Origin of the sequence: Streptomyces lydicus, assembly GCF_001729485.1 — a bacterium.
GTDB classification, from domain to species: domain Bacteria; phylum Actinomycetota; class Actinomycetes; order Streptomycetales; family Streptomycetaceae; genus Streptomyces; species Streptomyces lydicus_D.
This window is the reverse complement of the sequence record NZ_CP017157.1, coordinates 3,258,656-3,278,289: the sequence shown is the minus strand read 5'-3', so window position 1 is coordinate 3,278,289 and position 19,634 is coordinate 3,258,656. Positions and strand designations below refer to the sequence as shown.

22 protein-coding genes are annotated in these 19,634 nt (G+C 73.1%); 8 read left to right on the top strand and 14 right to left on the bottom strand.

What is annotated here, in order from left to right; genetic code table 11:
• Nucleotides 1–104 precede the first annotated feature (104 nt).
• Nucleotides 105–1,637, top strand: a complete 1,533-nt coding sequence (gene lnt, locus SL103_RS14120) for an apolipoprotein N-acyltransferase (RefSeq protein WP_069569193.1) — start codon at nucleotides 105–107, stop codon at nucleotides 1,635–1,637.
• Here the strand turns inward: lnt and SL103_RS14115 are convergent.
• Both SL103_RS14115 and SL103_RS14110 read right to left on the bottom strand, forming a co-directional pair.
• Nucleotides 1,606–2,514 carry a Gfo/Idh/MocA family protein gene (locus SL103_RS14115; RefSeq protein ID WP_069569192.1) on the bottom strand — a complete coding sequence of 303 codons (909 nt, stop codon included), beginning with the start codon at nucleotides 2,512–2,514 and terminating at the stop codon, nucleotides 1,606–1,608. The genes lnt and SL103_RS14115 overlap by 32 nt on opposite strands.
• Complete coding sequence (locus SL103_RS14110; protein ID WP_069569191.1) at nucleotides 2,511–3,833, bottom strand: FAD-dependent oxidoreductase; 1,323 nt, start codon at nucleotides 3,831–3,833, stop codon at nucleotides 2,511–2,513. Before SL103_RS14110 ends, SL103_RS14115 begins: the two co-directional genes overlap by 4 nt.
• Nucleotides 3,834–3,928: 95 nt before the next feature.
• Here SL103_RS14110 and SL103_RS14105 point away from each other — a divergent pair, with 95 nt between their 5' ends.
• Both SL103_RS14105 and SL103_RS14100 read left to right on the top strand, forming a co-directional pair.
• Entirely contained in the window at nucleotides 3,929–4,645 is a 717-nt protein-coding gene (locus tag SL103_RS14105; RefSeq protein ID WP_069569190.1) for a TetR/AcrR family transcriptional regulator, read from the top strand.
• Between the two features lie 40 nt (nucleotides 4,646–4,685).
• Nucleotides 4,686–5,081: a VOC family protein gene (locus SL103_RS14100; protein ID WP_069569189.1), complete on the top strand. Its 396-nt coding sequence runs from the start codon at nucleotides 4,686–4,688 to the stop codon at nucleotides 5,079–5,081.
• Nucleotides 5,082–5,114: 33 nt separating this feature from the next.
• Here the strand turns inward: SL103_RS14100 and SL103_RS14095 are convergent, their stop codons facing one another.
• The 7 genes from SL103_RS14095 to SL103_RS14065 all read right to left on the bottom strand — a co-directional run bounded on the left by SL103_RS14095 (nucleotide 5,115) and on the right by SL103_RS14065 (nucleotide 10,772).
• Nucleotides 5,115–5,648, bottom strand: coding sequence for a hypothetical protein (locus SL103_RS14095; protein ID WP_069569188.1), 534 nt, complete (start codon nucleotides 5,646–5,648; stop codon nucleotides 5,115–5,117).
• A gap of 135 nt (nucleotides 5,649–5,783) precedes the next feature.
• Complete coding sequence (locus tag SL103_RS14090) at nucleotides 5,784–6,452, bottom strand: uracil-DNA glycosylase (RefSeq protein WP_069573702.1); 669 nt, start codon at nucleotides 6,450–6,452, stop codon at nucleotides 5,784–5,786.
• A 211-nt stretch (nucleotides 6,453–6,663) separates the two neighbouring features.
• Nucleotides 6,664–7,434: an SDR family oxidoreductase gene (locus SL103_RS14085; RefSeq protein ID WP_069569187.1), complete on the bottom strand. Its 771-nt coding sequence runs from the start codon at nucleotides 7,432–7,434 to the stop codon at nucleotides 6,664–6,666.
• 29 nt (nucleotides 7,435–7,463) lie between these two features.
• Nucleotides 7,464–8,225, bottom strand: coding sequence for a 3-oxoacyl-ACP reductase FabG (fabG, locus tag SL103_RS14080; protein ID WP_033268562.1), 762 nt, complete (start codon nucleotides 8,223–8,225; stop codon nucleotides 7,464–7,466).
• 263 nt (nucleotides 8,226–8,488) lie between these two features.
• The gene (locus SL103_RS14075) at nucleotides 8,489–8,920 is read right to left on the bottom strand and encodes a DUF3037 domain-containing protein (RefSeq protein ID WP_069573700.1); all 432 of its coding nucleotides are present in this window, start codon (nucleotides 8,918–8,920) and stop codon (nucleotides 8,489–8,491) included.
• Nucleotides 8,881–9,705, bottom strand: a complete 825-nt coding sequence (locus SL103_RS14070; protein WP_069569186.1) for a HipA family kinase — start codon at nucleotides 9,703–9,705, stop codon at nucleotides 8,881–8,883. Before SL103_RS14070 ends, SL103_RS14075 begins: the two co-directional genes overlap by 40 nt.
• Before the next feature lie 290 nt (nucleotides 9,706–9,995).
• The gene (locus SL103_RS14065) at nucleotides 9,996–10,772 is read right to left on the bottom strand and encodes a class I SAM-dependent methyltransferase (protein WP_069569185.1); all 777 of its coding nucleotides are present in this window, start codon (nucleotides 10,770–10,772) and stop codon (nucleotides 9,996–9,998) included.
• 148 nt (nucleotides 10,773–10,920) lie between these two features.
• On the opposite strand from SL103_RS14065, the gene SL103_RS14060 reads away from it, so the two are divergent.
• A complete protein-coding gene (locus SL103_RS14060) occupies nucleotides 10,921–11,493 on the top strand; it encodes a hypothetical protein (protein WP_069569184.1) in 573 nt (190 codons plus the stop codon).
• A 68-nt stretch (nucleotides 11,494–11,561) separates the two neighbouring features.
• Complete coding sequence (locus SL103_RS14055; RefSeq protein WP_069569183.1) at nucleotides 11,562–11,954, top strand: hypothetical protein; 393 nt, start codon at nucleotides 11,562–11,564, stop codon at nucleotides 11,952–11,954.
• A 27-nt stretch (nucleotides 11,955–11,981) separates the two neighbouring features.
• Here SL103_RS14055 and SL103_RS14050 read toward each other — a convergent pair whose 3' ends face one another.
• From SL103_RS14050 to SL103_RS14040, 3 genes are all read right to left on the bottom strand, one after another.
• Nucleotides 11,982–12,965, bottom strand: coding sequence for a BtrH N-terminal domain-containing protein (locus tag SL103_RS14050; protein WP_069569182.1), 984 nt, complete (start codon nucleotides 12,963–12,965; stop codon nucleotides 11,982–11,984).
• A gap of 90 nt (nucleotides 12,966–13,055) precedes the next feature.
• Nucleotides 13,056–13,682, bottom strand: coding sequence for a hypothetical protein (locus SL103_RS14045; protein WP_079145738.1), 627 nt, complete (start codon nucleotides 13,680–13,682; stop codon nucleotides 13,056–13,058).
• Nucleotides 13,683–13,726: 44 nt separating this feature from the next.
• Nucleotides 13,727–14,347, bottom strand: coding sequence for a hypothetical protein (locus SL103_RS14040; RefSeq protein ID WP_069569180.1), 621 nt, complete (start codon nucleotides 14,345–14,347; stop codon nucleotides 13,727–13,729).
• 75 nt (nucleotides 14,348–14,422) lie between these two features.
• Here SL103_RS14040 and SL103_RS14035 point away from each other — a divergent pair, with 75 nt between their 5' ends.
• Nucleotides 14,423–15,253, top strand: a complete 831-nt coding sequence (locus tag SL103_RS14035) for an alpha/beta fold hydrolase (protein ID WP_069569179.1) — start codon at nucleotides 14,423–14,425, stop codon at nucleotides 15,251–15,253.
• Nucleotides 15,254–15,334: 81 nt separating this feature from the next.
• Here SL103_RS14035 and SL103_RS14030 read toward each other — a convergent pair whose 3' ends face one another.
• Together SL103_RS14030 and SL103_RS14025 are read right to left on the bottom strand one after the other, a co-directional pair.
• Nucleotides 15,335–15,955 (bottom strand): sigma-70 family RNA polymerase sigma factor, encoded by a 621-nt coding sequence (locus SL103_RS14030; RefSeq protein ID WP_069569178.1) that lies wholly within the window; start codon nucleotides 15,953–15,955, stop codon nucleotides 15,335–15,337.
• Nucleotides 15,956–16,333: 378 nt separating this feature from the next.
• Complete coding sequence (locus SL103_RS14025) at nucleotides 16,334–17,053, bottom strand: hypothetical protein (RefSeq protein WP_164492796.1); 720 nt, start codon at nucleotides 17,051–17,053, stop codon at nucleotides 16,334–16,336.
• Nucleotides 17,054–17,567: 514 nt separating this feature from the next.
• Between SL103_RS14025 and SL103_RS14020 the strand changes: the two genes are divergently transcribed.
• Both SL103_RS14020 and SL103_RS14015 read left to right on the top strand, forming a co-directional pair.
• Nucleotides 17,568–18,230, top strand: coding sequence for a response regulator transcription factor (locus SL103_RS14020; RefSeq protein ID WP_069569176.1), 663 nt, complete (start codon nucleotides 17,568–17,570; stop codon nucleotides 18,228–18,230).
• Complete coding sequence (locus SL103_RS14015; protein ID WP_069569175.1) at nucleotides 18,227–19,615, top strand: sensor histidine kinase; 1,389 nt, start codon at nucleotides 18,227–18,229, stop codon at nucleotides 19,613–19,615. Before SL103_RS14020 ends, SL103_RS14015 begins: the two co-directional genes overlap by 4 nt.
• Nucleotides 19,616–19,634 lie beyond the last annotated feature (19 nt).

Here is a 19,634-nt window from a genome sequence, read left to right as displayed (position 1 = left end):
CCATGGCGCACCGACCCGTTCCGACCACGCCCCCTTTCCTTGATCGGCCGGTCCGCGCACACTGGCCGTCCGACCGGCGGCACCCGGCAGACCAGGGAGACCGTATGGACCAATCGCCCGCCCTTGCGGCGCGGTGGCTCGGCTCCCCGTGGGGCCGGGGCGCGGCGGCGGCGCTCGCCGGCGCGGTGCCGGCCCTCACCTTTCCCGCGCCGGCCTGGTGGTGGCTGGCCTACTTCGCCCTGGTGCCCTGGCTGCTGCTGGTGCGATCGGCACCCACCGCCCGGCGGGCGGCGCTGGACGGCTGGCTGGGCGGCACCGGGTTCATGCTGTCCGTGCACCACTGGCTGCTGCCGAGCCTGCACGTCTTCATCCTGGTGCTCGCGCTGCTGCTCGGCGCGCTGTGGGCGCCCTGGGGACTGCTGGTGCGGGCCCTCCTCGGAGGTGTGCCCGGCGCCGGGAGGTGTGCCGCCGCGCTGGTGCTCGTCCCGTCGGGCTGGCTGATGGTCGAACTGGTCCGCTCCTGGCAGTACTTGGGTGGGCCCTGGGGCCTGCTGGGCGCCAGCCAGTGGCAGGTGCCGCCCGCGCTGCGGCTGGCGTCGATCGGCGGGGTGTGGCTGATCAGCCTGCTGATCGTGGCGGTGAACACCGCGCTGGCCGAGCTGATCGCACTGCCCGCGGCACGGCTGCCGGCCGTCGCGGGCCTGCTGGTGTGCGCCCTGGGCGGCACCGCGGCGTGGTACCGCGCGCCGGTCCCCCGCCCCGCGGGAACGGTCCGGATCGCGGTGGTCCAGCCGGGCCTCACCGCCACGCCCGGCGAGCGGCTGGCCCGCGGCGAGGCCCTCACCCGGACGCTGGCGGGCCGCGGCGTGCGCCTGATCGTCTGGGGCGAGAGCAGCCTGAGCCATGATCCGGTGGACCGCCCGGACCTCGCCGCCCGGCTCACCGCGCTCTCCCGGCGGACCGGTGCCGAGCTGCTGATCAACGCCGACGCGCCGCGCGCCAACGGCCCCGGCATCTACAAGAGCGCGGAACTGGTCGGGCCGGACGGCCTGACCGGCGACCGCTACGCCAAGATGCGGCTGGTGCCGTTCGGCGAGTACATACCCCTGCGGTCCGTCCTGGGCTGGGCGACGAAGGTCGGCAAGGCGGCCGCCACCGACCGGGTACGCGGCAGCCACCAGGTGGTGATGCGGGTGGCCTCGGCCGGCGGGCTGCGGATCGGGCCGCTGGTGTGCTTCGAGACCGCCTTCCCCGACATGAGCCGCCACCTGGCGCGCGACGGCGCGCAGGTGCTGGTCGCCCAGTCCTCGACCTCGACGTTCCAGGACAGCTGGGCACCGCAGCAGCACGCCTCCCTGGGGGCGCTGCGCGCCGCGGAGACCTGGCGGCCGATGGTGCACGCCACGCTCACCGGCGTGAGCGCGGTCTACGGCCCCCGGGGCGAGCGGATCGGCCCGCAGCTCGGCACCGACCGCAGCGCGGCGGCCGTCTACGACCTGCCGCTGGCCGCGGGCACCAGCCCGTACGCCCGGTTCGGCGACTGGGCGGTGTACGGGGCGATCGGCGCGCTGCTGCTCTGGGGGGTCGGTGCGGGCCTGCGCGCGGTCAGCGGGCGGCCTGCGCGAGGGCGTCGGTGATGACCCGTTCGCACAGTTCGTGGCTGCGCAGCGCGTCCTGCGCGGACGGCTGCCGGCCGGCCCGTACGTCGTCCAGGAACGCCAGGACAATCTGCTCGATGCCGCGCTGCCGGGCCACCGGCACCCAGTCGCCGCGGCGCCGGACGGTCGGCTGCCCCTTGTGGTCGATGACCTCGGCGAGGTTGACGACCTGGCGTTTGGTGTCCTGCCCGGAGACGTCGAGGAGTTCCTCCGCCGAGCCGCTGAGGCGGTTCATGGTGCCGATGGCGGTGAAGCCGTCGCCGGAGAGCTGCAGCACCACGTGCTGCATCAGCCCGTCACGGATCCTGGCCCGGACGTCGATGTGGTCGACCTCGCCGGGCACGAGGAACCGCAGGGTGTCGACGACGTGGATGAAGTCGTCGAGCACCAGGGTGCGCGGGTCCTCGGGCAGTCCGACGCGGTTCTTCTGCATCAGGATCAGCTCGCGGGCGTGCTCACGGCACTGGGCATAGGCGGGCGCGTAGCGGCGGTTGAAGCCGACGGTGAGGCCCACGCCCCGCTCCTCGGCGAGCCCGACGATCCGCCGGGACTCGGCCAGGTCGTAGGAGAGCGGCTTGTCGACGTAGGTCGGTACGCCGGCCTCGATCAGCCGGCTGACGATCCCGGGGTGCGCCGCGGTCGCCGCGTGCACGAAGGCCGCGTCCAGGCCCGTGGCGAGCAGCGAGTCCAGGTCGGTGTGGAGCTGCCGCCCGCTCAGGTGGTGGGCCGCGCCGACCCGTTCGAGGGTGGCCGCGGTGCGGGTGTGCAGGTGGAGTTCCAGGCCCGGTTGCGTGCCCAGTACGGGGAGGTACGCCTTCCGGGCGATGTCGCCGAGTCCGATGCAGCCGACCTTCACTCATGCTCCTTGGGTTGCGCCGCGGTCCTGGTGCCCCGCGTCCCGGCAGCATACGTGGGGCCCTCCGGCCGCCAGTCGGCGATCCCGTCGAGGGCACGCAGCGCGAGGTCCGGGGTCAGCCGGGCGGTGGCGGCCATCAGGGCGGCGCGCAGCGCGCAGGCGGGCCGGGAGCGCCAGGTGGTGAGCCGGCCGATCCGCTCGGCCCGGCGGACCACGTCCATGGTGCGGGGCAGCCGCTGCCGGGTGAACTCCGCGAGCGCGGCGGCGAGATCGGCGTCCGGTGCGGCCTGCTGCGCCAGCACGACGGCGTCCTCCATGGCCTGGCAGCCGCCCTGGCCGAGGTTGGGCGTCATGGGGTGCACGGCGTCGCCGAGCAGGGCGACCCGGCCCCGGTGGAAGGCGGGTGGCGGGGCGGCGGCGGTGCGTACGTCGTTGCGGAGCACGGCGGCCGGGTCGGCGGCGGCGATCAGGTCCGGAACGGGGTGGTGCCAGGTGCCGAAGCGGCGCAGGAGTTCGGCCCGTTCGTCGTCGGCGGCCCGGCCGCCCGGCGGTACGGCGGCGGTGGCGTACGCGTAGATCCGGCCGTCGGGCAGCGGCACGGTGCCCCACAGGCCGCCGGGGCCCCAGGTCTCGTGCGCGGTGCAGGGGCGGTCGGGGGCCGGGACGACGAACCGCCAGGCGGTGAAGCCCGCGTAGCGGGGTTCGGGGTGGCCGGGGAAGACCGCGCGCCGGACCGCGGAGTGGATGCCGTCGGCGCCGACGACGAGGTCGGCGGTCAGCTCCTCGTCCGGGCCGTCGGTGGCGGCGGTCGCGCCGGTGCCGGTGGCGCCGTCCGGGGCTGCGGTGATCCGGACGCGGGCGGGGCGGCCCCCGGGTCCCGGGTCGCCCGGATCGACCAGTTCCGCCGTGGCCCCGGTGCGCAGCGCGCCGTCGGGCAACCGCCCGGCGAGCAGAGCGAGCAGCTCCGCGCGGTGGGCGACCACGACCGGCCCGCCGAACCGCCGGACCGCCGCGGCGTTGTCCGTACGGGCGAGCCGGCGGCCGCCGGGCAGCCGGAGCTCGCCCGCGCCCTGCCAGGCGGCCATCGCGCGGACGGCATCGCCGAGGCCGAGGGTGTCCAGGGCGCGCTGGGCGTTGGGGGCGAGGGCGATGCCCGCGCCGCTCCGTACCGGGCGCGCGGTCCCCGCCCGGACTCCGGAGGCGGCGGGCGCGGCGGTGCGTTCGAGCACGGTGACCGACCAGCCGCGGCGGTCCAGTGCCAGGGCGGCGGTGAGCCCGCCGATCCCGCCGCCGATCACGATCGCGGTGCGCTGCCGCATGACGCCTCCCGGTTCCCGTTCCACCCTGCGCCACTACAGGTGTAGTCGCACGGCAAGGAGACTACACCTGTAGTCAGCCCGGTAGGCTCACCCCCATGAACGCCCGCGACGGCCACGCCCCGTCTGCCGCCTCCCGCCCGCAGTTGATCGCCGACACCGCGCTGCGCCTGCTCGCCGAGCGCGGCATGCGCGGACTGACCCACCGGGCCGTCGACGAGGCGGCCGGACTGCCGCAGGGCTCCACCTCGAACCTGGCGCGCACCCGCGCCGCCCTGCTGGAGGCGGCGGTGGGGCGGCTGGCCGAGCGGGAGGCGGCGGTGCTGACACCGGACGAGCTCCCGCGGCCGCCGCGCGGCCGGCCGGCGGAGGCGGGAGCCGGGGCAGGAACCGGGGCGGGAGCCGCCGCCGGGGCCACGGCCGGCAGCGCGACGGTGCCGGCCCTCGCCGAGGCGCTCTCGCTCGCCCTGCACCGCTACCTCACCCGTCACCGCGAGCTGCTCCTCGCCCGCTACGAGCTGGCCCTGGAGGCCACCCGCAGGCCCGCGTTGCGGGAGATCTACGACCGGGCGGGCCGGGGCTTCCGGGAGCCGGTGGTGGCGATGCTGGCGGCGGCCGGCTCCGCGGCGCCGGAGCGGCACGCGCTCTCCGTGGTCGCCTGGTGCGACGGGGTGCTCTTCTCCTGCACGGCGGGCCAGTTCCACGCGGCCGTCCCCACCCGCGCGGCGCTGCGTACCTCCTGCGCCGAGCTGCTGGCCGGGATGCTCCCGGGCGCCGGGGCGTCGCGGGACGGTTCCGGGGTAGCCGGGGGGTAACGGCGGGTGCGTGGCCCGCCCTGGAGGGGAGAGGTCCCGGATGGCCGTCGCCAAGGCGAGTGTGCTGGTGCTGGACGCCGCCGAACCGCAGGAACTGGCCGAGTTCTACGCCCGCTTCCTCGGCGGGGAGGCGCGGGTCGGCAGCAATCCCGACTACATCGAAGTCGTCGAGCCCTCGGGCGTACGCCTCGCCATCCGACGGGACCGCGGCGCCGCGCCGCCGAGCTGGCCGCGCCCGGACACCTCACAACAGGCCCATCTGCACTTCCTCGTCCCGCAGGACGACATGGACGAGGCGGAGCGGGAGGCGATCGACCTCGGCGCCCGTCCCCTGGAGACCCGGGACAACGGCGGGCGCCATGACATCCGGCGCTACTCGGATCCCGCGGGACACCCCTTCGTACTGGCCGCCGGCGAAGGCCACGGCCTCGCCTGACCGCGGGCGCTCCCGGGGGCCGTCCGCGCCGGGCTACGCAGTCCGGCCCGCCGCGCCGTCGATCCGCAGCTGCAGCCGGTCGATCGCGTCCCTGAGCCCCTGGCGGTACTGGCCGTCCGCGAGCGCGTTGACCGACGCGCGGGCCCGCCGCAGCTGGGCGTGCGCGTCGGCCGGCCGGTCGAGGGCGGCGTAGTCGGCGGCGATGTTGAGGTGCAGCGAGGGGAAGAAGGCGCGGAGGGCGACGAGGGGGTGCCGCGGACCGGGGCCGTCGGCGACGCTCGCCGCGCCGGGGGCCGCGCCGTCGGGGCGCTCGGTGACGAAGCCCTCGGCTGCCTCCAGGGCCCGCAGGTCCCAGTCGAGCTCGTCCCTGGGGTCGTCCTGGGTGTCCGCCATGTAGTGGGCGAGGGCACAGCGGTGGAAGGCGTCTCCCTGCGGCCCGATCTCGTGCCACAGCGCCGTGAGGCGATTGCGGGCCTCTTCGCGGTCGCCCGCGCGATGCAGCATGATCGCCTGGCCGATCCGGGTCAGCACGCCGTCCTCGGACGTGGCCTTCCGCAGCTTGTCCACCACCGTGCACTCCGTATCCGCTCACCACGTCACTGCCGTTCCCCCGACGCTAACCGCCCGGGGAAAGCTTCGCGCGGTGTGCGCGGCGCGCCGGGCGATCGGCCCACGGCCCGCTGCCGCCCGGCACGCCCCGGATCAGCCCAGGTCCGGGATGCGCCAGTCGATCGGGGTGTGCCCCTGCGCGGCGATCGCGTCGTTGATCTGGGTGAACGGGCGGGAGCCGAAGAACTTCTTCGCCGACAGCGGGGAGGGGTGCGCGCCCTGCACCACGGCGTGCCGCTCCTCGTCGATCAGCGGCAGCTTCTTCTTGGCGTAGTTCCCCCACAGCACGAAGACCGCCGGGTCGGGCCGGGAGGCCACGGCGCGGATCACCGCGTCGGTGACCTTCTCCCACCCCTTGCCCTTGTGCGAATTGGCCTCGGCCTCGCGCACGGTCAGGACGGCGTTCAGCAGCAGCACACCCTGCTGGGCCCAGGGCATCAGATAGCCGTTGTCCGGGATCGGATGGCCGAGCTCCGCCTGCATCTCCTTGTAGATGTTCCGCAGCGACGGCGGCGTCCGGACGCCGGGCTGCACCGAGAAGCACAGGCCGTGGCCCTGTCCCGCGCCGTGATACGGGTCCTGGCCGAGGATGAGCACCTTCACCTGGTCGTAGGGCGTCGCCTCCAGCGCCGCGAAGACCTGATCGCGGGGCGGGTAGACCGGGCCGTTGGCCCGCTCCTCCTCGACGAAGTCGAGCAGCTCCTTGAAGTAGGGCTTGTCCAACTCCTCGCCGAGTACCCCGCGCCAGGATGCGGGCAGCATGTCGGTCACCACGTCAACAACCTCCGGTGTGCGTTGCGTTCTCGTCCCCGAACCTACCGGCGACCACTGACAACGCCGACCACGGGCCGGTCTCCCCACGGACCCGGCCCCTTCAGCGTCGCACAGCCGAGCGGGTGCGGCGTACCGCGCCGAACGCGGAAGGTGCCGGCCCCACCGGGACCGGCACCTTCCGCGCGCTCCGCCCCGGGGCTCAGACCCCCGCGTTGAGGAACAGGCCGCCGTCCACGACGAGCGTCTGACCGGTGATCCAGCCGGAGGCGTCGGACAGCAGGAAGGCCGTGGCCCCGCCGATGTCCTCCGGGACGCCGAGCCGCGCCATCGGGTAGCCGGCCGCCGCCTCCTCCTCACGGTTCTCGTACAGCGCCGCGGCGAACTTGGTCTTGATCACCGCGGGGGCGATCGAGTTGACCCGCACGAGAGGCGCGAACTCGTGCGCGAGCTGCATGGTCAGGTTCACCATCGCGGCCTTGCTCATGCCGTACGCGCCGATGAACGGCGAGGCGTTGAGACCGGCGATCGAGGCGATGTTGACGATCGCGCCGCCGTTCTCCTTCTGCCAGGCGTGCCAGGTGCGCTGCGCGAAGCCGAGCGCGGAGACGACGTTGGTCTCGAACACCTTGCGCGCGACGTTGAGGTCGAGGTCGGCGATCGGCCCGAACACCGGGTTGGTACCGGCGTTGTTGACGAGGTAGTCGACCCGCCCGAACGTCTCCATCGCGCGCTCGACGGCGACGGCCTGGTGGGCCTCGTCGTGCGCCTTGCCGGCGACGCCGAGCACCCGGTCGGCGCCCAGCTTCTCGGCGGCCTCCTTGAGGGCGTCCTCGTTGCGGCCGGTGATGACGACCCGGTCACCGCGGGCGACCAGGGCCTGCGCGATGCCGTAGCCGATGCCGCGACTGGCACCGGTGACCAGCGCCACCTTGCCGGAGAGCTCGGGGAGCCCGCTGTCCTGCTCGGTCATGTTCTGTACTCCTGGAGTCGGTGGGGCGGTCAGTTGAGCGGGCCGCCGGCGACGTACATGACCTGGCCGGACACGAAGCCGGCCGCGTCACCGGTGAAGAAGGCGATCGCGTTGGCGATGTCCTCGGGGCGGCCGACGCGCTGCACCGGGATCTGGGTGGCGGCCGCGGCCTGGAAGTCCTCGAAGCCCATGCCGACGCGCTCGGCGGTGGCGGCGGTCATGTCGGTGACGATGAAACCGGGAGCGACGGCGTTGGCGGTGACGCCGAACTTGCCGAGCTCGATGGCGAGGGTCTTGGTGAAGCCCTGCAGACCGGCCTTGGCGGCCGAGTAGTTGACCTGGCCGCGGTTGCCGAGCGCCGAGCTGGAGGAGAGGTTGACGATGCGGCCGAACTTGGCGTCCACCATGTGCTTCTGGCAGGCGCGGGACATCAGGAACGCGCCGCGCAGGTGCACGTTCATGACCGTGTCCCAGTCGCTCTCGCTCATCTTGAACAGCAGGTTGTCGCGGAGCACACCGGCGTTGTTGACGAGGACGGTCGGGGCGCCGAGCTCGGAGGCGACCCGGGTGACGGCCGCCTCCACCTGCTCCGCGTCCGAGACGTCGCAGCCGATCGCGACGGCCTTGCCGCCGGCCGCGGTGATCTTCTCGACGGTGTCCTTGCAGGCCGCCTCGTCGAGGTCGAGTACGGCTACGGCACGGCCCTCGGCGGCCAGGCGGACGGCGGTGGCCGCGCCGATACCGCGGGCCGCGCCCGTCACGATGGCGACGCGCTGCTCGGTGGTGGACATGCGGGTTCTCCTCACCCTCGAAACCTCGACAAGCGGTCCGCCGCACCGATCCCGTGGGTGAGCAACCGCTTAGTAGCCTGAGCAGGGCTGACGCTAGAAGCCCGGCAGGGCGCTGTCAACGCCCCACCACCGCGCCGTTGCCCACCTCACCTGGGACGCCGCACCCGACCCGACACAATCGCGCCATACGACACGGCGCCAGGGCCCCCGGACGGACGTCCGGCGACCCTGGCGCCCGGCACGACAGGCCACTTCCCCAGGCGTCAGCGCACCAGCAGCTCCAGCAGCCGCTCCGCCTCCGCCGCGGGGTCGGCGGTCAGGCCGGTGTGCACGGGGCCCGGCTGGACGATGGTGCTGCGCGGCGCGATCAACCAGCGGAAACGCCGCCCCGCGTCGTCACCGGCCGCCTGGCCGGCCAGCTCCCCGCCCAGGCACACGCCCTCGACAGCACCGAGCGCGGCCCGCACCCCGGCCACGTCGACCGACGGGTCGAGGGCCAGCAGACGGGCCTCGTCCAGATACGTGCGGGCCTCCACGAAGCGCCGGGCACGGCAGTACACGACCACCCCGGCATTGATCATCTCGCCGCGCTCCACCCGGGGCACGACCTTCAGCAGGGCGTACTCGAACACATCGCGTCCGTTGTGCAGACCGGTCACTTCACTGCCCTCCGCGGCAACTTTCCGGCCAGCCATTCCGGCGCCTGCGACGCCTTGCCCTCGGTGGGCTCTCCGATGGTGATGTGGTCGCTGATCGTCCGGGCACGGGCGAGCAGCGTGCGGACGTACGCCTGCCGGAGCACGTCCGGCGAGTCGAATCCGGGCTCGTCGGTGAGCCACTCGTCCGGGACGTCCGCGGCGATCTCGGTCAGCAGTTCCTCGGTGATCCGCGGCGCGAACTCCTCGGCGGCCGCGGCGACGTCCGGGCCGAACGTGGCGAGCACGTGGTCGGAGGCGTTGTACGGCCGGACCGCGGCCTTCTCCGCGCTCGGCCAGTTGTGGTGCCAGATCATCGCGGCGCCGTGGTCGATCAGCCACAGTTCGCCGTGCCACACCAGCAGGTTGGGGTTGCGCCAGGACCGGTCGACGTTGTTGATCAGCGCGTCGAACCACACCACGCGGCCCGCCTCACGGGCGCTCACCTCGAACCCGAGCGGATCGAAGCCCAGCGATCCGGGGAGGTAGTCCATGCCCAGGTTCAGCCCGCCGCTGGCCTTCAGCAGCTCCTGGACCTCCTGGTCGGGCTCGCCGAGCCCGATGACCGGGTCGAGCTGCATCCGCACCAGATCCGGCACCCGCAGTCCGAGGCGACGCCCCAACTGCCCGCAGATGACCTCCGCGACGAGCGTCTTGCGCCCCTGCCCGGCCCCGGTGAACTTCATGACGTAGGTGCCGAGATCGTCCCCTTCAACGATCCCCGGCAGCGACCCGCCCTCACGCAAGGGCGTGACATAGCGAGTCGCAATGACTTCTGCCAACATTTTCCCAGGCTCCATGACTATTTCGCCGTGCAATCCACGATTAACCCCCTGCGGGTACAACCCGGGCAACCGTAGCGATCAGCCCTGGGGAGGACGAGGGAATTTCGAACGGCAGGCCGCGCCCCTCCCTTCCGAGCAGCTCCTCGACGGCCGTGCGCCCCTTGCGTCCGGCCTCCGGCACGAAGGGGGAATAGTAACCGAGCGTGACAGCCGGCGCGGAGCGACCGCCCCCGGAGCTCGCCGCCGCGGCCGTCGGGTCCGCACCCGAACGGAACCGGGGACGTCTCTCTTCACAGCCGCCGGACGCGCAGCACGCCGGTCAGCATCGGCAGGGTGAACTCGCCGTGGGCGGTCTCCGGCCCGCCTGTGAGGAAGGCGCGGATCCGGCCGAGCACCGCCTGCCGTTCCTGCTCCGGCATGACGAGCATCCCCGCGCGCGTCGCCAGTGTCGCGGCGAGGGAGTCGGCCGTGCGGCGCTGCCCGTGCGGGAACTCGTCGTGCTCCGGCGAGCCGAACCGGGCGCCGCCGCTGCCGGGAAGATGCAGGTCCGCTGTCGCGGCCCGCCAGTTGCCGAGGGTGTCGCGCGGGCCGATGGCCGCGCTCCCGCCGACCCGCTCAAGTCCGGCAACCCAGTCGACCCGGTCGTCGAGGACGTTCCACAGGCCCGCCAGGACGCCGCCGGGTGCGAGGACCCGGGCGATCTCGGGTCCCGCCACGGCCATGTCGAACCAGTGCATGGCGTTGCCGGCCAGTACGGCATCGACGGACCCGTCCGGCAGCGGGATCGCCTCGGCGCTGCCCGCCAGGGCACGGACGGCCGGCAGCGCGCGGCGCAGCTCGGCCAGCATCTCCGGGTCGGGCTCGACAGCGATGACGTCCACGCCCGACGCGACGAGCGTGGCGGTCAGCTTGCCGGTTCCGGCGCCGAGGTCGAGCACCCGCGGGCCGGGCGCGGGGTCGAGCGCCCAACGCACCGCGGCCTGCGCGTAGTCCGGGCGGTGCTCGGCATATGCAGCCGCGGCCGCGCCGAACGACGAGCTGTGCAGAAGCCGTTCGTCCTGTTCCATGCGGTCACGTTATGCCGCGTGGCATGCGGGCCGGTCGCGACGGCTCGAACCCGGCGCAGTTCCGCCCGGAAGCGGACCCGCCGACCTGGCTGACATGCTGAGGTGGAAGGGAACTTGGCCGTTTCGCCTGCGACTGCTCAGAGGACTCATGCGGCACATCAACAGAGCGACCACACTCATCACCGTCTGCTGTCTCGGCCTTCTCACCGCCTGCACCGAGGACGATGACCGAGGTGAGCCCGGGCCGACTCCGCGCACGGCGCTCCGGTTGGGGCAGAACGCCGATACCGTCGGCGTCGGCGGGAAAGGGGCCCTGCGGATCACTCCGGACACCGTGGTCTACGTCCACAAGGCCGGCGCGGACACCCCGGAGCACGATCTCTATGCCGTGGTCGCCTTCAGCGCCGCCAACCGGACCGCTACCCCGGTGACGGCAACGACCGGCAAGGGAGGCTTCCGCTGGAAGGCGCCCGACGGGCACACCGTCAAGGCGGGGAACAGCAGGGGTGCGGCAAGGATCGCCCCCGTCGGCTTCCATGACGGCGGACCCACCGTCCAGCCCCACACCTACGGCAGGAACACCGTCGCCTTCGACCTCACCGACGCCGAGAAGGGCGGCACCCTCGTCTATGTCGACGGCAGGGGTGCCGCCTTCCGCTGGAAGATCCCCGCCGCCAGTTCAGGTGACACCGTCGCGGCGCTGAAGTCCGCACTGACCTGAGCCAGGTCGTGCCTTCTCCTGGATCACCGTGAATACTGTGGCGAACTGCCGTCACGCTCGGGGGGAACATGACCGTCAGCAAGCTTCTGAGACCCGTCCTCGCCACCGTGCTCCTGGCTTCGGTCACCGCCTGCGGCGCGTCGTCCGTGCCGGACGGCCCGGCGAACACCCCGACCGGCTCGGCGTCCGCCGAGCCGCGTCGTCCGGCGCACGCGGCGCCCGTCGCCGCCACCGTGCCCGATGTCATCGGCGGCAACGCCGGGCGTGCGTACGAGCAGATGAGCTCCGAACTCGACATGACGTTCAAGGACGCGAGCGGACGAGGCCGTGCGGTGGACGATCCGGCCGGGTGGAAGATCTGCGGCTCCCAGCCGGGCCCGAACCAGCGGATCACCCAATTCCCGGTGATTTTCAAGGTGATGAAGGTGAGGGAGGGTTGCCAGGGCGCGGCGCCGCAGTGACGGGACGAAGGACGCCCACGGGGGTCCCTAGAGCATGCTGAGGGCCTGCATCGCGTCGCGTTCGATGCGCGAGAGCTCGTGGAGGACGGAGCCGGCCTGCACGAGGTGCTTCGCGTCGCCGGATTCGCCTGCTGCGGCGACGAGAGCGGCCACCTGTGTCCAGAGGGTGGCGGCCTCGGCATAGAGGCTGTGGCCGGTGCGCAGGTGGCTGCTGTCGACCAGCTGGGCGCACTCGGCGAGGAAGTCCCGGTAGAGGTTGCGGAACAGGGCACCGCCGGTGCCGGCCCGTTCCATGAGGACGGCGGCCCGCGGCAGGTCCTCCCGCGGATTGTCGCTGCGCTGCAGCCACTTCGGCACCTGCTCGGCGGTCTTCCCGATGCCCCGGTGGCCCAGGTTCGCGATGGGCGGGTTCAGGAAGGCGTCGGCGCAGCTCTTGATCGCGGGGATGATCCGGTCCCGCGGTGACGGCAGGCTGCCCGGCGCGGTGAGGGTGAAGGAGCGGTGCTTGGCAGTCATGGGGCCGCGCTCGGCCCTGGCCCTGGCCAGGCCGGCGAGGCTGGTCGAGACGGCTCCGCCCTGCGGGGCGGTGTCCACCAGGTAGGCGTTCCGTTCGTCGTAGCCGTACATGGCCACGACGTGTCCGCCGAAGTGCACCTCGGTGCCGAAGTAGTCCAGGTGGTAGCTGTCGAGCTGAAGGCCGACCGGCCGGCCGGCGTCGAGGGCTGCCGCCACGTTGTGCCATGCCTTGCGCGGGGAGGTGGTCTCCCCCACCAGCAGTTCGAGCCCGAGTAGGGCGGCCAGGTTCCGGGTCAGCTCGAACGGCTTGACCCGGCCTCCCAGGAAGGGAAAGCCCATGCCCTTGCTGTCCCAGTAGATGAAGGACAGCCCGGAGCCGAGCCCGAACAGCATGGGCTCGGACAGGTCGAGTCCCTCATGCCGCAGCAGTACGCCCAACGTCGTCGTCTCGCAGTGCTGCATACCGCGGACATCGATGTCCTTCACCATGGTCATGCCGCTGGTTCCCCTCCCCCACCGGACGACGTCGCCGCAGCTGGGCGCGCGCCGGTCCGACACCTCCCGAGCACGGTCCGCCGGGCAAGGCTACGGGAGGTGGTAGGTGAGCACGGCGCGGGCGGGGACCCGGAAGGAGTCGTTGACCGCAGGAGAGCGCTCGACCGTGACGCTGATGCCGGCCCCGGTGGCGCCGGTGGGCCGGTAGGTCCAGACGGGGCCCCGCAGGGAGGGGCCGCACAAGCCGTCCGGAAGGGCGATCTCGTCGTCGGCAACCCCTTTGGTGCCGTTCTTCTCGTCGAAGAGGGGCGCGCCGTCCGGGAGGATGCGCGCACGGTGCAGGAAGTCCGGTATCCGGCTGCTCACGAAGGTGACTTCGGCGCTGCCGTTCCGGGTGAAGTAGTGGACGTCGGAGGCACCGTCGGGTATCGCTGCGCCCCCGGCACGGATCACGTCCGGCAACCGCACATCGCTGCCCTCGCACGCCCGGACGTCGCCGAACGGGTGGAACAGTTCGTCCTTGAACAGCCACCCGGTCCCGCCGGCCAGCACCGCCAGGACGACGACCACACCGCCCAGGCGCGGCAGCATGCGGTTCGGTCCGGTCCCTCCGCCCGGCGCACCGCTCGCCTTCGCCGGTGCGGGCGTCCCTCCCGGCTCCTCACCCACCCGGGCACCGCGCCCGGTCTCCGCACCGGCTCTCCCGGAATCACTCATGAAGTCCCCCTCGGTCTGCTGTGTTTGCGGTACGCGGCGAGGTGTCAGCCGCTCTTGCGTGAGGACTCGTCACCCTGGAGCAGAGCGCGCTGGACCTGGTGAGCGAGGGAGCGGCGTACCGAGGCCGACCCGGTGGCGGCGACCTTCGAGGGAACGTCGAGACCGCGGCTGATCTCGTCGTACGCGGCCCGGTAACCGGCGGGCAGCTCCGCCCGGTGCAGCCTCAGGTCTTCTTCGACGAGGCGCCGCAGCTCGTCGACGTTCTGGGGCGTGAAGCGCTTCCTCCCACGGGCAAGTGCGGTGACGTAGCGGGTGCAGCAGGCGGTTTCGTGGACGGTCTCGGAGATTTCCTCAGCGAGCGCCCACAGTCGCCCTTCGAGCCAGGGAGCGTCGTACTGGTCGAGGGAGAGCCGGATGGGGGGCTGCGGGTCGTCGGTCCGGCCCTTGGCCATCTGTTTGGACACGGCGGGCTGACTCATCTCGGTGAGCTGCGCGATGCGTTCCTGCGTCCAGCCGAAGCCCGCGAACACCTTGATCATTTCGGCGCGCAGCTTTCGCATCTCCTCGCCCGCCCGAATGACCTCGTTCATGCCGGCGAGCATCCGCTCGGCCTGTTGCTCGGTCAGCGTCTCAGGGGTCCGGTGCGTGCTCTCTTCGCGTGCCACAACCCGGTTATACACCACGGTGACGCCCTCATAACCCGGTTGTATAACCGGGTTATGAGTGGCAGGATCCGCGGCATGCCTACGTTCTCCGCGCCTGACGGAACCCAGCTCGCCTACCGCGTCATCGGCGAGGGCGATCCGCTCGTCTGCCTCCCGGGAGGTCCTACGGATTCCGCGTACCTCGGCGACCTCGGCGGCTTGTCCGCGCACCGCCGGCTGATCGTCCTGGACCTTCGCGGCACCGGCCGGTCCGCGATTCCCGAAGACACTTCCTCCTACCGCTGCGACCGTCTGGTCGACGATGTCGAGGCGCTGCGCGAGCACCTCGGCCTGGCCCGGATGGACCTGCTCGGCCATTCCGCCGGCACGAACATCGCGACGCAGTACGCGGCCCGGTACCCGGCGAACGTCAGCAAGCTCGCCCTGATCGGCCCCAGCACCCGCGCTGTCGGTGTGGCGATCACGGCAGAGACCCGGCGCGAGCTCGCACAGCTCCGGAAGGACGAGCCGTGGTTCCCGGCCGCGTTCGCCGCCCTGCAGGCGATCACCGAGGGCACGGGCAGCGACTGGGACGCCGTCGCCCCCTTCTTCTGGGGCCGGTGGGACGCCGCGGCACAGCGGCACCACACGGCCGGCCAGCCGAGCAACCAGGAATCCGTCGCTCTCTTCGCGGCCGAGGGCGCCTTCGACCCGGAGAGCACCCGTGCGGCGCTCGCCGCCTGCGAGGCCCCCGTTCTGCTGCTCACCGGGGAGTTCGACCTGAACAGCCCGCCGGTGTCCGCGGTCACGTGCGCGGAGGTGTTCCCTGACGCCACGCTCGTGGTGCAACCGGGCGCGGGCCACTATCCGTGGTGCGACGACGCCGACCGGTTCGTGGCGACCACGGCGGCGTTCCTGCGCGGATGACCCGGCCCGCGCCCCTGGAGCGGAGCGCGCGCGAAGCGGCGGCGGACCGGCCGCACCGCGCTCACCCGCCTCCGGGAGCGGTCATGCCGCACCCGCCGGACAGGCCCGTGCGCAGGTCTCGGCGGAGGTCAGCCAGCCGATGAGGTCGGCGCGGGCGCGGGCCACGCGGGAGCGGACCGTGCCGATGGGACAGCCCACGACCGCCGCGGCATCCGCGTACGGCAGACCGACCAGCTGGGTGAGCACGAATGCCTCGCGCCGTTCGCCGTCCAGCGCGTCCAGCAGCTCACACAGCGCCAGGCCGTCGTCGAAGCCCGGCAGCCCGATGGGCTGGCGGTGTTCCGCGACCGCCTGCCAGTCGTCGATGTCGGCGATACGCGGGCGGGCGGCGGCGGACCGGTAGCGGTCGATCACCACGCGACGGGCGATCGACAGGAGCCAGGTGCGGGCGCAGGAGCGGCCGGCGAAGCGCGGCAGGCCGGTGAGGGCACGCAGAAACGTCTCCTGGGCGAGGTCGTCGGCGGTGTGCGTCTCGCCGCTCAGGTGCGCCACGAACCGCCATACATGGCGGTGGGAGGCGCGTATGAAGCGCTCGACGGCATCGGGGTCGCCGTCCCGGGCGGCCAGGGCCAGGACCGTCAACTGCGCGTCGTCCGCGGCCGTCCGCTTGCCACCGGCCGGACCGTCAAGGGCAGGAATCATCACCACATGTCCTTCGGGGGATGCGGGCCGCACCACGGCATGGCACGGCCTCGTCGGTGAGCGGCACTCCGGGTGCACCCGTACGGCGACCGGTGACGACGTCGCGGGACGACGCGTGAAGGGCGTACGGCTACGGGCAGGCGGAGAGCCGTGGGGCCAAGGGCCGGCGGGTGGGCGGTCCAGCCGCGCGCACGGGCACGTGAGGGCGTCAGCCGCGCGGACCCGCCGGTACTCCGCCCGTCACCTCGCGGAAAGGGGAACGGGGCCCGGACGGCATCGACACCACCGCGTCATTGACGACAGATGCGTCCATGACGGGTTGTCCATGACGGCGCCGCAGGATTCCGGACAGCGCCGGGCAGGCCCCGGGACGGGCGGTCAGCAGCAGAAGGACGGGAGCGGCGGGCCCCTGCGAAAGGGGACGTGATGCAGGAACACCCCGCGCAGGCACGGGACATGAGCCGCCCCGAGCAGCGGGCGCGCGGTCGGCTTCAGGCCGGTCCACCCCAGTGCCGTCAGGGCCAGCAGGAAGGGCGCACACCATTCCGCGGCGACGTTCCGGGCGAGCCCGCACACGGCCGCCTCGCCGCGCCACATCCACACGCCGCACACCGACGCGGCCAGCGCATGGGCAACAAACATCCCGAGAGTGCCGTGGCCGGCGTGCAGCACCTGCGCCTGGCTCAGGTCACCGCGCGGGGCACCGAGAGCGCCCGCGTGCACGGCGGAGGTCGCCGGCACGCCGGCCAGGTCCGTCAGACGACTCATCCCCGCCATGCCCCCCATGGGCATCGCCGAGGATGCCTGAGCGGCCCCCGGGCAGAGGCCGGTCCGGCACGACTGGACCTGACCGAAGAGGGAGTGCAGAGCCAGCTGGGCCAGGACGGAAGAACCGGTCACGACGAACCCGCCGCGTGCCCGCCCTGCCGACCACCAGGCCGCCGAGCCCGTCGCGCCGAGTGCGGCGACGAGGACCCACCAGGGCAACGGCCGCGCAGACATCAGCGCATGCCCCAGGGCCGTGGTCGTCACACACACCACCGCGAAGATCGCGGCGCGCACGGCGCGTGAAACCGACCCGGAAGTCATGTTGGTCATCGTGCCAGCCTGTTCGCCCGCCCGGGAGGGCGCACGGCATCTCGGGCGCAGTTGTTGTCCAGATCTGCTAAACCACCTCACGGGCGGTCAACAGGGCGGCAGAGATGGTGAGATGAGGCTGCTCGCCACACCGGTGCCCGTCCGGTCCGGGCTGCCGTGCGGTGCTTCACCTCCCCGGCTCCGCAGACCCGCAGGCCCTGGGGTTGCGGGCCTGCGCGGTCCGCGGCGGATGAACTGAACGGCGGTGTCGAGCGACCGCACGGCGGGCCGGAACCGGCGCCGACCGAATCCGCTTTCCCACAGGTCAGCGCGGTGCGGTGAACGTGTTGTGCCCTCGCTCACGCACCTTCGCCGCCCCGTCGTCTACAGTGCAGTAGACCGTCTACTTGCTTGTAGTCGTTCGGGGTCCGGTGCCCCGGGGCGCCGAGGGCCGGCCCTCGGTTGTCGGCCTGCCCGTCGGGCCGCGTTCGATGCGGTGACGGGGACGGATGTCGCGAGTCAGTGAGGTGATCATTTGCGTCCCACCATCCTGGTCGTCGAGGACGACCACGCCCTGCGGGACGTGCTGGTGCGCGGACTGCGGGACGAGGGCTTCGGCACGCGGGCCGCGCAGGACGGTGCCATCGCGCTGCGGCTGACCGGCGACGGCGTGGACGCCGTCGTGCTGGACATCGGGCTGCCGGACGCGGACGGACGGGACGTGTGTCAGGCGATGCGGGCCCAGGGGTTCCTCGGACCGATCGTCTTCCTGACCGCGCACCACCGGCTCAACGACCGCCTCAGCGGATTCTCCGCCGGGGGCGACGACTACCTGCCCAAGCCCTTCCACGTCACCGAACTCGCCGCCAGGTTGCGCGCCGCCCTCAAACGTTCCGGGCCCCCTGCGCCGACGGCTACCGGGGACCTCGTCCTCGATCCCGTGCACCACGGCCTGCGCGTGCGGGGCGTCGACGTGGCACTGACACCCACCGAGTTCCGGCTGCTGGCCGCGCTGATGGCCGGCCTGGGGGCGGTGGTGCGCAGACGCGATCTGGTCCGGGTCGGCTGGCCGGAAGGCGCACACGTCAGCGACAACACCCTCGACCAGTATCTGAGCCGTTTGCGCCGCAAGATCCGGGAGGCGGGCAGCGGCCTGACGATCAGTACCATCCGCGGGATCGGGCACCGGCTGTCGTGACCGTCCGAACCCGCCTCGCCGGGCCCGCCGCCCGCTGCCGCCCGCGCACCCTGCGGGGCCGGCTGTCCCTGGTGGCCCTCACGACCGCCGCGCTGGTGATGGTGGTCCTCACCGTCGTGTGCAACGCGGTCGTCCGGCAGCACCTCCAGCAGCAGGCGGACGACGAACTGCGCACCCGGGCCGCCGCCGTGGCCGCGACCGTCGACACCCGCCACCGGCCGGTACGCGTCCTGGAGACCCCGCACGACGCCGTCCTCGACACCAACGTATGGATCTACGCGGGCCCCCGGCTGCTGGAGCACCCGGCCGCCACCCCGCCCGGCGCCACCCTCAGCCGCACCGCGGCGGATCTCGCCGGGCACGGCGGCAGACGCTGCGCCGAGGTGACGGCCGGTGACCCGATACGCCTGTGCGTCGAGCCCGTGGGCGGCGTCCGGCAGGGCGCCGGGCCCGCCGCCGCCGTCGTCACCGCCACCGACCTCGCGCCCTACCGTTCCTCGGCCGACACCTTGCTCGTCGCCTCCCTCGCCCTGGACGCCGCCGTCCTGGCCTGCACCTATGTCCTGACCCGGCTGGCGGTGGGGCGCGCCCTGCGCCCGGTGCGCGCGATGACCGAACAGGCCACCCGGTGGAGCGTGGTCGGCTCCGAACAGCGCTTCGGCGCCGGGGACCGCCCCGTCGAGCTGACGCGCCTGGGGGCGTCGCTGGACGAACTCCTGGACCGCATCCGCGCGGTGCTGCGGCACGAACAGCAGCTCACCCGGGAACTCTCCCACGAGCTGCGCAACCCCCTGGCGCGGATCACCGCCGAACTCGACTGGTGGCGGTCCCGGCCCCGCTCCACCGCCGAGACCCGCGCCACCCACGCCGCCATCGCCGACGCCGCCGACTCGATGCGCACCATCTGCGAGACCGTCCTCGACGACGCCCGGGCCGACGCGCACACCGTCCCCGGCACGGCGGACGTCATGACCGTGCTGCGCCGCCTCGGCGAACGGCTCGGCGCGCCCGGGAAGCCCGCGATCACGGTCGCCGGCACCGACTCCCTGGTGGCCGGGGCGCCGGCCGCCCTGCTGGAACGCATCGTCGCCACGCTTACCGACAACGCCCTGCGCTACGCCCGTACCCGGGTCGGCATCCGGGCTTCGCCGGGGCCCGACGGCATCCGTGTGACGGTCATCGACGACGGGCCCGGCGTCCCGGCCTCGTTCACCGCGGACCTCTTCCAGCCGGGCCGACGCGCCGACCCCGGGGACGGACACGGCGGGGCGGGCCTCGGGCTGCCGCTCGCGCGGCGCCTGGCCCGCTCCGCCGGCGGTGAGGTGACCCATGACGCCGGGCACACCCCGGGCGCGTGCTTCGTGGTCAGCCTGCCCGCCGGATGACCCGGCCGGGCACCGCGCC

What these genes read in the sequence shown, in the direction of transcription:
- SL103_RS14060 (WP_069569184.1), top strand. Translation starts at nt 10,921, where the DNA reads ATGCGGCACATCAACAGAGCGACCACACTCATCACCGTCTGCTGTCTC.
- SL103_RS14110 (WP_069569191.1), bottom strand. Translation starts at nt 3,833, where the DNA reads ATGCGGCAGCGCACCGCGATCGTGATCGGCGGCGGGATCGGCGGGCTC.
- fabG (WP_033268562.1), bottom strand. Translation starts at nt 8,225, where the DNA reads ATGTCCACCACCGAGCAGCGCGTCGCCATCGTGACGGGCGCGGCCCGC.
- SL103_RS14025 (WP_164492796.1), bottom strand. Translation starts at nt 17,053, where the DNA reads ATGACCAACATGACTTCCGGGTCGGTTTCACGCGCCGTGCGCGCCGCG.
- SL103_RS14045 (WP_079145738.1), bottom strand. Translation starts at nt 13,682, where the DNA reads ATGAGTGATTCCGGGAGAGCCGGTGCGGAGACCGGGCGCGGTGCCCGG.
- SL103_RS14050 (WP_069569182.1), bottom strand. Translation starts at nt 12,965, where the DNA reads ATGACCATGGTGAAGGACATCGATGTCCGCGGTATGCAGCACTGCGAG.
- SL103_RS14065 (WP_069569185.1), bottom strand. Translation starts at nt 10,772, where the DNA reads ATGGAACAGGACGAACGGCTTCTGCACAGCTCGTCGTTCGGCGCGGCC.
- SL103_RS14085 (WP_069569187.1), bottom strand. Translation starts at nt 7,434, where the DNA reads ATGACCGAGCAGGACAGCGGGCTCCCCGAGCTCTCCGGCAAGGTGGCG.
- SL103_RS14090 (WP_069573702.1), bottom strand. Translation starts at nt 6,452, where the DNA reads ATGCTGCCCGCATCCTGGCGCGGGGTACTCGGCGAGGAGTTGGACAAG.
- SL103_RS14070 (WP_069569186.1), bottom strand. Translation starts at nt 9,705, where the DNA reads ATGTTGGCAGAAGTCATTGCGACTCGCTATGTCACGCCCTTGCGTGAG.
- lnt (WP_069569193.1), top strand. Translation starts at nt 105, where the DNA reads ATGGACCAATCGCCCGCCCTTGCGGCGCGGTGGCTCGGCTCCCCGTGG.
- SL103_RS14100 (WP_069569189.1), top strand. Translation starts at nt 4,686, where the DNA reads ATGGCCGTCGCCAAGGCGAGTGTGCTGGTGCTGGACGCCGCCGAACCG.
- SL103_RS14035 (WP_069569179.1), top strand. Translation starts at nt 14,423, where the DNA reads ATGCCTACGTTCTCCGCGCCTGACGGAACCCAGCTCGCCTACCGCGTC.
- SL103_RS14055 (WP_069569183.1), top strand. Translation starts at nt 11,562, where the DNA reads ATGACCGTCAGCAAGCTTCTGAGACCCGTCCTCGCCACCGTGCTCCTG.
- SL103_RS14030 (WP_069569178.1), bottom strand. Translation starts at nt 15,955, where the DNA reads ATGATTCCTGCCCTTGACGGTCCGGCCGGTGGCAAGCGGACGGCCGCG.
- SL103_RS14105 (WP_069569190.1), top strand. Translation starts at nt 3,929, where the DNA reads ATGAACGCCCGCGACGGCCACGCCCCGTCTGCCGCCTCCCGCCCGCAG.
- SL103_RS14075 (WP_069573700.1), bottom strand. Translation starts at nt 8,920, where the DNA reads ATGGCTGGCCGGAAAGTTGCCGCGGAGGGCAGTGAAGTGACCGGTCTG.